Source organism: Escherichia sp. MOD1-EC6300 (genome assembly GCF_002965045.1).
Taxonomy (GTDB): domain Bacteria; phylum Pseudomonadota; class Gammaproteobacteria; order Enterobacterales; family Enterobacteriaceae; genus Escherichia; species Escherichia coli_F.
The window spans coordinates 1-370 of record NZ_PTRH01000072.1 but is presented as its reverse complement, the minus strand read 5'-3'; the positions used below and the strand labels follow the sequence as shown (position 1 = coordinate 370).

1 pseudogene is annotated in these 370 nt (G+C 61.1%); it reads left to right on the top strand.

Annotated features, from left to right (window positions below):
• Positions 1-370: pseudogene (locus BGE37_RS24850) on the top strand (host specificity protein J); the annotation flags it as partial.

Genomic DNA, 370 nt, shown 5'->3' with positions numbered 1-370 from the left:
CCCGGACGCTGACGCTCGACCGTGAAATCACGCTGCCATCCTCCGGTACCACGCTGATAAGCCTGGTTGACGGAAGTGGCAATCCGATCAGCGTGGAGGTTCAGTCCGTCACCGACGGCGTGAAGGTGAAAGTGAGCCGTGTTCCTGACGGTGTTGCTGAATACAGCGTGTGGGGGCTGAAGCTGCCGACGCTGCGCCAGCGCCTGTTCCGCTGTGTGAGTATCCGTGAGAACGATGACGGCACGTATGCCATCACTGCCGTGCAGCATGTACCGGAAAAAGAAGCCATCGTGGATAACGGGGCGCACTTTGACGGCGACCAGAGCGGCACGGTGAATGGTGTCACGCCGCCAGCGGTGCAGCACCTGAC